Source organism: Paenibacillus maysiensis (assembly GCF_000520815.1).
GTDB classification, from domain to species: domain Bacteria; phylum Bacillota; class Bacilli; order Paenibacillales; family Paenibacillaceae; genus Paenibacillus; species Paenibacillus maysiensis.
This window is the reverse complement of sequence record NZ_ASRY01000347.1, coordinates 1-8,860: the sequence shown is the minus strand read 5'-3', so window position 1 is coordinate 8,860 and position 8,860 is coordinate 1. Positions and strand designations below refer to the sequence as shown.

Sequence of the window (8,860 nt, the reverse complement as noted above, 5' to 3'; positions counted from 1 at the left end):
ATCCAGCGGCCAGCCGCCGCAGCTACACGCCGGGCGTTGCAACTGAGCGCACTAAGCCGAAGCTCCTCCTCCATCTCGGGAAGCTGGGGAAGACGCACCGCTTGCCGTACAAGAGAGCTATGGTGTAGCCAGTCGGCGGCTTGCAGCACATCCCGTTTCCACAATGCTTGCCGCGCTTCCTGATAGGCTGTGGCCGCCGCCACGGGAAAGGCACCGAAAGAGCCGATTCCGATGTGCATATAGCACCGCAACGCCGTTCCTATCCCAGTGTGGATATCCTGCAAGAGCAGCGGCCAGCGGGACGGTTCGCCCCAATACAGCAGAATAATTTCGTCCATACGCTCCAGATGACGGAACGCAATCCCGGTTTGGGAATTCCCGAGAAACTCGTTGCAGATGTTAATCAGGGAAAAGCCCAGAAGCGTGTGCCGCGTTTTGTATTTCTCCAGTATATCGGCATCCAGTTGAGTGGTGCTCATCACCGCTGCATTGCACATATGAATAGCCGCAGGAAGATGCAGTTCCTCACGTAAAGGCGTGATGGAAAGATGGGTATTCGCCGTGCCGGACACCAGCTCGGTCAGGAGCTTGTCGGCATAGTGCGGCCTCATCCGGTTCACCTCAATGGCCTGCATCGTGTGCCTGTTCCGGTCTTGCTCCGCTGTCTGCCAGGCTTGAGTGGCTTTGGTTAAAGCCTCGTTAATCTCCACCGGGTCCACAGGCTTGAGAATATAGTCCATGCCTCCCCGACGGATGACCTGCCGGACCAGCTCAAAATCGTCATAGCCGCTGACCACCACGACTCGGGTCGCAGGGGAATTCACCTGAATCCACTCCATCAGGGCCACCCCGTCCTTGCCGGGCATCCGCATATCCGTGAGTACAACAGGTGGCGAAAAGGCGGTGATGACCTCAATCGCCTGATCGCCCGACTCGGCTTCAATGACCTCGGTCACGCCGCAAGCCTCCCAATGTACCAGCATCCGAATGGCATGACGCACATGCTTTTCATCATCCACAATCAGCACTTTCATGACAGGTCACTCTCCCTTAATATGAATTCCGGTATGAGCTTCGGTACGAATTTCGAGTGTATAACGAACGCCATGAGGCAGAATATTGTCTACGCACAGGGTATTAGAACCATCCTCTGAGTGAAGCTGAATACGCAATAGAACATTCTGAAGACCAATGGAGTCCTGCTCGCTGGTGTCCGGTTCCTCGTAAGCTTTCAGTGGACGTTGTAGCATATGCTGAAGCTGCTCCAACTCGGCCTGTGGAATCGATGTTCCGTTATTTTCCACTTCTATCTTCACAATTCCTTCCCGAATCCGGCAGCCTGCAATTCGAATTTCACCATGTCCCAGCCGCGGATCAGCACCGTGTTTAAAGTAATTTTCCACTAATGGCTGGAGAATCATTTTGGGTACCTGATCATCCAGGACCCCATCATCCCACTGGTAAGTAACCTCTAATTGCTCGCCAAAGCGTTCTTTTTGCAAATCAAGATATTGCTTTACGTGCTCGGCTTCTTCCTTGAGTGTAACGACTGTATGATCGCGCATGTTATAGCGCAGCATTTTGGCAAGGGAAGAGAGCAGGGAATAGATTCGCGGCACCTCATGCTGTAGAGCCAGCGTTCCGATAGATTGTAGCGTATTGTATAAAAAATGAGGATTAATCTGTGCTTGAAGCGCTTTCAATTGATGTGTCTTGTTCGCCAGCTCGAGCTTGTATTCCCGTAAAATGAGGTTGTTGATCGTATCCATCATCTGTCTGAAGCGGCGTGACAGCACTCCGATCTCATCATTGCTCATGGCCCGAATATCTACATCCAGTTGACCGGACTGAATCTGGTTTATGTAGCGGGTCAGTCGCTTGATGGGCTCTGTGATTTTGATGGAAATCCACAAGGTGGCGACAATGACGAGCAGCAATGCTGCGCCTGTAATGATTGCATTGATCTGGGTCAGGCGGGTGGCTCGTAAATAAAGCGTGCGATTAGGAATTTTCTTAACGAGCGTCCAGCCTGACAGGCTGGCATCCAGCTTGCCGTACACCTGCAATGCCGTATCGTCCTCAATGACTCCGTGCTCGCCTTCCTTAGAAATTCGATTAAGCAGGCCGGATTCCTTCCAGTGTGTTCCAATCGCCTCTTCCTGTCCACTATATATGATCGTTCCGTTCCGGTCGACCAAAAACAGCTCCTCTGTATCTGCATCGTACAATTGACGGCAAATGCTGCGCAGCGGCTCCAGACGAACATCCATAGCAAGTACCCCAAGCGTCTCTGAGGAAGGAATGTTCCGAATCGCCCGATGGAGTGTGAATACCTGTCGCTGTGTGTCGTGCTCCGCATAGGAAACCGCAGAAAAGCCGTACAAATGCTTCGTATGTGAAGGCTGGATGAACAATCCGGAAGAGCCGTAATGAATAGAGCCGGGAAAGGGTGCCAGCCGGAATTCCCGTAGAGGGACCGTGCTGGTAATCAGCGTAGATTGCCTGGCCTCAAAAGAGTGCAAATACACCTGGTCGATGCCTGATGAAGCATTCATCATCGTTTGCAGCGTAGTATAAATTTCGGCGACGGCCCGGTAATCATTCGGAATTTTAGCCAGGTTGCGCAGGAAATGAGGGTCGTTATAGACTCCAATGGACGCACGGTTTAATCCCTGTAAATAGTTATCCAGATTCGTAATTCCCTGAAAAATAAGCCGTTCATTTTCTTGTGTGGCCTGCTCTCGCAAGGATTGCTTGGTAAGAATGAAGGTCATGGTCATCGACAGCAGCAGCGGCAGAGTGACCGCAATTAACAGAAACCGGATCAAGCGGGAACGAATGCTGTGGAATTTCATGCGGATAGCTCCTTTCACGATTCAAGGCAAGCCGGAGGTCAATATTTTCCCCCTGAATGGTTCACAAACTTGCGTGTTCTCCAGAGCGTTTATTCGACATAATGAACATGTGAACCGCAAATCGAATGGTCGAAGCGTCCATGCTGCTTGATGAGGAAGCCGTAAGGAGCGCTCCAGACACCAACAGACAACAAAGGGGGGATCGGCTTGAACCGTGCCAAATCGTCGCAATGGCTCCAGCAATGGATCTTCGTAGGGCCGTCGACGTTATTTTTCGTTATCATTATTGTAATCCCTTTCATGCTGGGAATGTACTACTCTTTTACAGAGTGGAATGGAGTTGCTAATCAGGCGAAGTGGGTCGGATTGGATAATTTCAGTCACATTTTACTGGATGATGACAAGTTTAGGACAGCGTTCTGGTTTACGATCCGTTTTACGGTGATTGGAGTGGTGGCTGCGAATATGATTGGTTTTCTGCTGGCGTATTTTTTAACCAAGCCGCTGAAAACAAAAAATGTGCTGAGGACTATTTTTTTCATGCCCAATGTGATTGGAGGGCTGTTGCTGGGATTTATCTGGCAGTTTATTTTCGTCAAAGGATTTGCAGCGATTGGAGAGAGTGCGGACTTGTCCTTCTTCAATCTGCCCTGGCTGGGAGATGAGATCACGGCTTTCTGGGGTATTGTGATCGTGTTTATCTGGCAAACCGCCGGATATTTGATGGTTATCTACATCTCTTCCCTGACCAATGTGCCCCGGGATATGCTGGAGGCAGCCGAAATTGACGGAGCGAGCCGGATGCAAATCTTGCGGACGATTATACTGCCTTTGATCATGCCAGCCGTTACGGTATGTCTTTTCCTCGCAATCTCGTGGTCGTTTAAAATGTTCGATCTCAATCTGTCACTGACCAAAGGGGGTCCCTTCGGTTCCACGGAGTCGGTTGCACTCAATATTTACAACGAGGCGTTTGTGAATAATCGTTATGGGCTGGGAACGGCCAAGGCACTCATATTCTTTATCATTGTTGCGCTTGTTACGAGCCTTCAGGTGCGTTTGACGAAAAGCCGGGAGGTGGAGGCGTAAATGGAAACAAGCAAGCGTTACCGCGCCGGAACATGGGTGACCGAGCTGGTGATGATCCTCGTCGCATTGTTATTCCTCGTCCCGTTTTATTTTTTATTCGTCAATTCGGTCAAAAGCTTTGGTGACCTGCTCACCGATTCGGCGGCCTGGCCACAAACCTTTGTATGGAGCAACTACGCCAGAGCATGGAGCATTACGCGTTTTCCTGAAGCTTTATGGAATTCATTCGTGGTTACGGTGGTCAGTAATCTGTCGCTCGCACTGATCAGCTCAATGGCTGCTTACCGGATGGTCCGGCATCCGACGCGTTATAATCGAGTGTTGTTCAGCCTGTTCGTGGCTGCCATGGTCATTCCTTTTCAATCCGTGATGATTCCTTTGGTCAAGGTGGTCAGTACGCTGGATTTAATGAACAGCATCGGCGGTCTGGTTATCTGTTATTTGGGATTCGGGGCGCCTATGTCCATCTTTCTCTTTCACGGGTTTGTTAAAGGCGTACCGGTTGAGGTGGAGGAGGCGGCTACGGTAGACGGCTGTACGCCTTACGGTGTGTTTTTCCGCATTGTATATCCGTTGATGCTGCCGATGATGGTAACGGTTATTATTTTGAATACGCTCTGGATCTGGAATGACTATCTGCTGCCTTCTCTTGTGCTGCAAAAGGCGGAGCTGCGGACAATTCCAATCGCGACCTATGCCTTTTTCGGGCAATACACCAAGCAGTGGGATTTGGCATTGCCTGCACTGGTACTGGGCATCTTGCCAGTGATCGTATTCTTTCTGGCTATGCAAAAATATATTATTCAAGGTATTATGGCTGGCTCAGTCAAGGGCTGAGTGTGGCGATGAGCTGAAATTGTACACGGTGTGCCACTCCGCAAACGGATGGTGTTTACCATCGCTGTTGTCTCCAGATTCCCCTGAATAAACGAATAAAGATGGGAATCTAGAGACAAAGGCGAGCGCTATCGCTTGTTCAGCACCATTCCGTTTGCTCCGTTTCCATATGAATTTTTCGAGTTCATCTGATATGAATTTAGAAGAGAAAGGAACATGATTATGAAAACGCATACTTTTAAAAAGAAAGCCCAAGCACTGATTCTGCTTCTCGCTGCTTTTGCGCTTGTTCTGGCAGGTTGTAACAGTAGCGGCGGTGAACAAAGTGCAGGAAAAGAGGAAGCCAAGGAAAAGACGATTCATATTTTTCAGTTCAAAGTGGAAATTGCAGAGGCACTCAATCGCATGAAGGTGGAATATGAAGCGTCGCATCCGGGAATCAAGCTCGATATTCAGACAGTGGGCGGAGGTAGCGACTACGGGGCGGCCTTGAAGGCGAAGTTTGCCTCCGGGGAGCAGCCGGATATTTTTAACGTGGGAGGCTACCGCGAGTTGGATACGTGGCTGGAATATTTGGAGGACCTGTCTGACCAGCCTTGGGTCGGTGACGTGGTCGATGTCGCCAGGGAGCCGATGACCAAGGACGGCAAGCTGTACGGTCAGCCGATGAATCTGGAGGGCTACGGCTTCATTTATAACAAGGATTTGTTCAAGAAGGCGGGCATTACGGAGACACCCAAAACGCTGTCCGAGCTGGAAGCGGCTGCCCAAAAGCTCCAAGCCGCAGGTATTACCCCTTTTTCTAATGGATATCAGGAGTTTTGGGTGCTGGGGAATCATTTGCTGAACGTGGCATTTGCCAATCAGCCGGACCCGTCAGCCTTTGTGAAGGGACTGAATGATGGAACAGCCAAAATCCCGGGCAACGCTGTATTCGCAGAGTGGATTAAGTTGTTCGATCTGACACTCAAGTATGGCAACTCCAAACCGCTGACAACCGACTACAATACTCAGGTCACGAATTTTGCTACTGGCAAGGCCGCCATGATGCAGCAAGGGAACTGGACCCAGGTACAAATTGACGGGATTAATCCGAAGCTGAATCTGGGCATTCTGCCTATGCCGATTGGTGAAGACGCCGAAGCCGGAGATAAGCTGTTTGTAGGAGTCGCCAACAACTGGGTGGTTAACAAAAATTCATCTGTCAAAGCCGAGGCGAAGGAGTTTTTAAACTGGATGGTGACATCCGAGCAGGGTAAAAAGTATATCACCAAGGAATTCAAATTCATTCCGGCGTTCAAGAGCATCAAAGGGTCAGAGGCCGATATGGGCCAATTGGGTGCCGAAGTGGTGAAATACAGTAAGGAAAACAAGCTGCTGGGCTGGTTCTTTAGCCGCTATCCCGAAGGAGCGCAGCAGGAATTCGGCAGTCAGATGCAAGCCTATGTGGCGGGTAAATCGGATGCCGGGAAGCTGTTCGAGGATTTCCAGAGCACGTGGGATAATTTGAAGACCAAATAATGAACAAAAGCACGTGATACAGCCTTCGTATGTCAGGGAGATTGCATGATCCTGAAATACGAAGGCTTTTCTGTAAACAAAATTATATATATAAAAGCTGCACTTAAAAGCTGCCTATCGTGCCACTGCGCAGACGGATGGTGCTTCCCATCGCCACCGCCCCCGGATTTCTTGAATATTGTCCTTTATAATTGGGTAGAAATCCGGGGACAAAAGCGACCGCTTCGCTTGTACAGCACCATTCCGCCTACTCCGTTTTTATGTTCATTTTTCAAGTTCGGCTTATATATGATAGTGGAGCAGAGCAATATCCCCGCGGCGCTCTATTTCTTTGAGTTCAAACGTACTTGGCAGCGTTCCTTCTGGAAATAACGGTATTCCTTGTCCAAGCACTTTGGCAATAATCGCAATGATAGCCTTCTCCAGCAGTCCCGCTTGCATGAAGGCCTGAACTAACTGGCCTCCACCTACTAGCCATACCGCACCTTCCGATTGTTCTTGTAGACGCGGAACCAGTTCAGTCAGGGCTTCGTCCGTAAACGTAACATGCGGTGCTTGGTGATGCTCCGTTAATGATCGGGTGAGTACATAACACGGCTTGCCGGCATAAGGGAAATCATCTGAAAGCTTCAATACCTCCTCATACGTTAACCTGCCCATCAGCACCGTGCCTACGGTGTCGTAAAAGTCTGCATATCCATTGTCCCCGCCATCCCCTTTGACATCATACAGCCAGTCCACCGAGCCATCCGGTAGCGCTATATACCCGTCGAGACTCATGGCAATATACAGCACGATTTTGTTGTGTGGCTTTGTATCCTTCATCGTTCATCGCTCCTTTCTATCTCCTATGCTACAATAAATTTATGACATACTTTGTCGTAGTTAAACAGACGTATACATTTAAATTTTGATAACAAGGAGTACCTTATGAACGAACGCCGAATTGCTCTTATGAGGATACTGGATTCCCGAAAAAAATATACGGCACGTGAGCTTGCCGAGCGTTTTGACGTCTCCGTCAGGACGATACAAAGAGATCTTGACTATTTGCAGCAGACCGGGTTACCCCTTTATACCGAAACCGGTCCTCATGGCGGGTACCGGGCGCTTCCCAATCGACTTCTTCCGCCTCTTCATCTTGCCCGCGACGAGGCCCTCGGTCTTTTTCTCATGCTGCAACTGCTGGAAGACATTCCGGATATTCCTTTTGGATCGGTTCGGAGGCATGTATCCGAGCATTATTATGCCGGGCTTCCACAGGATGTACGGGACAGCATTGATCAATTGAAGGATTATATCTCTTTTCGCATGATGCCTACTCACGCAGAGTCGCCCTACACCTCGCTCATTTTGGAGGCTGCGTTGAATAAGCGCCAGGTGAAGATGCATTACCGCTCCGCTTCCGGGGAAAAGTGGACTGAAGTATATCCGGTTGGGCTATATTTTGATCACGGATACTGGTACATGCCAGCGCATAGCAAAGACCGGATTATCCTGTACCGTTCAGATCGGGTAATCGCAATGACCATACTGGAAAAAATCTTACCCAGCCTTCCCACACTTCGGGAATGGATGGCTTCGGATGATTCTCGTACGGGAATTCCGTCAAAAATAAAGTTTACCGTGTTTGGTGCCCGGCTGGCGGAATCAGATCCCCTCTTCCAGAATGTCTCCCATCAGGAATGGCAGGGTCAGGAATGGCAGGGATATATTCCGTCTGAAGAATTTAAATATGTATCCCGACTTCTGTTAAAATACGGGCCGGAGGCCGAGGTTGTATACCCGCAAGAGCTGCGTATGCGAGTCAAGCAGCTGCTGCAAGACAGCCTGAATCCTTATCTGAAAGATGATAAAGCGGATGATGAAGAAAAAGATAATTGATCCTATAGATGGAGTCTCTTATTTATAGTTAACCAGATGAATATTTATAGTTAACCACATGAATATTAAAGGTTATTAACTTATGAGTTTCCATTTATTTTTGCGATAAAGTTTTGAAAAGAGCCCGTTTTCGTATATGATGAAGAGTAATAATTCAAAAGGCTGGACGGGAGACAGATATGAATCAACCGCTTTATGGAATATGGCTCGGAGATGTGTTTTTTTGCTTTTCTGGTGAGACGTCGGAACCACGTATTGATGCGTGGAGCAGTGTGATCCGCAGGCTGACGCTAAAGGGAGACCTTCGGCCGTTTCGGCAGGCTGCGTTGCGTCTTGCTGAGGTACGGATACCGAACACTGCTCGTGTGGAAACCGCGGGCAGAGGTGGCAAAAGACGTTCCATGCTGGGGCGCACATTGGAGGGTTTGGCACTGGAGCCGCGCGAGACGATGGCGCTGCTGACCCGTATGGACGAGAAGGGCTGTGCGGCATCGGGCGTTACGCTGGGCGAGGAAATGCAATATTGGCAAAAGGCCGCTTATTTTGCCCTGGAGCTGATGCAGCGGGGCGAAATTGCGCCATCGCTTACAGAGGCGCGTCCATCGGGACCGCGTCGTCGTGGCCCGGAGGCGGCGGTTGGGGTGTGGATTCCCCGGCTGCGTCTGGAAGAGGAC

General features: G+C 49.8%; 7 protein-coding genes and 1 pseudogene. 5 read left to right on the top strand and 3 right to left on the bottom strand.

What is annotated here, in order from left to right:
* Together L696_RS0127660 and L696_RS0127655 are read right to left on the bottom strand one after the other, a co-directional pair.
* A partial coding sequence (locus L696_RS0127660) for a response regulator (protein WP_025686535.1) occupies positions 1-1,034 on the bottom strand: 1,034 nt, incomplete at its 3' end.
* Positions 1,035-1,040: 6 nt separating this feature from the next.
* On the bottom strand, positions 1,041-2,855 hold the full coding sequence (locus L696_RS0127655) for a sensor histidine kinase (protein ID WP_025686534.1): 1,815 nt from the start codon (positions 2,853-2,855) through the stop codon (positions 1,041-1,043).
* A 207-nt stretch (positions 2,856-3,062) separates the two neighbouring features.
* Here L696_RS0127655 and L696_RS0127650 point away from each other — a divergent pair, with 207 nt between their 5' ends.
* From L696_RS0127650 to L696_RS0127640, 3 genes are all read left to right on the top strand, one after another.
* Positions 3,063-3,944: a carbohydrate ABC transporter permease gene (locus tag L696_RS0127650; protein WP_025686533.1), complete on the top strand. Its 882-nt coding sequence runs from the start codon at positions 3,063-3,065 to the stop codon at positions 3,942-3,944.
* Positions 3,945-4,781, top strand: coding sequence for a carbohydrate ABC transporter permease (locus L696_RS0127645; protein ID WP_025686532.1), 837 nt, complete (start codon positions 3,945-3,947; stop codon positions 4,779-4,781).
* Between the two features lie 222 nt (positions 4,782-5,003).
* A complete protein-coding gene (locus L696_RS0127640) occupies positions 5,004-6,302 on the top strand; it encodes an ABC transporter substrate-binding protein (RefSeq protein ID WP_025686531.1) in 1,299 nt (432 codons plus the stop codon).
* Positions 6,303-6,584: 282 nt separating this feature from the next.
* On the opposite strand, the gene L696_RS0127635 is transcribed toward L696_RS0127640, so the two are convergent.
* Entirely contained in the window at positions 6,585-7,127 is a 543-nt protein-coding gene (locus L696_RS0127635; RefSeq protein ID WP_025686530.1) for a dihydrofolate reductase family protein, read from the bottom strand.
* A gap of 105 nt (positions 7,128-7,232) precedes the next feature.
* Here L696_RS0127635 and L696_RS0127630 point away from each other — a divergent pair, with 105 nt between their 5' ends.
* Both L696_RS0127630 and L696_RS29050 read left to right on the top strand, forming a co-directional pair.
* On the top strand, positions 7,233-8,186 hold the full coding sequence (locus L696_RS0127630; RefSeq protein ID WP_025686529.1) for a helix-turn-helix transcriptional regulator: 954 nt from the start codon (positions 7,233-7,235) through the stop codon (positions 8,184-8,186).
* Between the two features lie 179 nt (positions 8,187-8,365).
* Positions 8,366-8,860, top strand: a pseudogene (locus L696_RS29050) (ATP-dependent helicase); the annotation flags it as partial.

Bases quoted from the DNA above. Each gene is read 5' to 3' on its own strand.
- L696_RS0127630 (WP_025686529.1), top strand. From the start codon at position 7,233: ATGAACGAACGCCGAATTGCTCTTATGAGGATACTGGATTCCCGAAAA.
- L696_RS0127635 (WP_025686530.1), bottom strand. From the start codon at position 7,127: ATGAAGGATACAAAGCCACACAACAAAATCGTGCTGTATATTGCCATG.
- L696_RS0127655 (WP_025686534.1), bottom strand. From the start codon at position 2,855: ATGAAATTCCACAGCATTCGTTCCCGCTTGATCCGGTTTCTGTTAATT.
- L696_RS0127640 (WP_025686531.1), top strand. From the start codon at position 5,004: ATGAAAACGCATACTTTTAAAAAGAAAGCCCAAGCACTGATTCTGCTT.
- L696_RS0127645 (WP_025686532.1), top strand. From the start codon at position 3,945: ATGGAAACAAGCAAGCGTTACCGCGCCGGAACATGGGTGACCGAGCTG.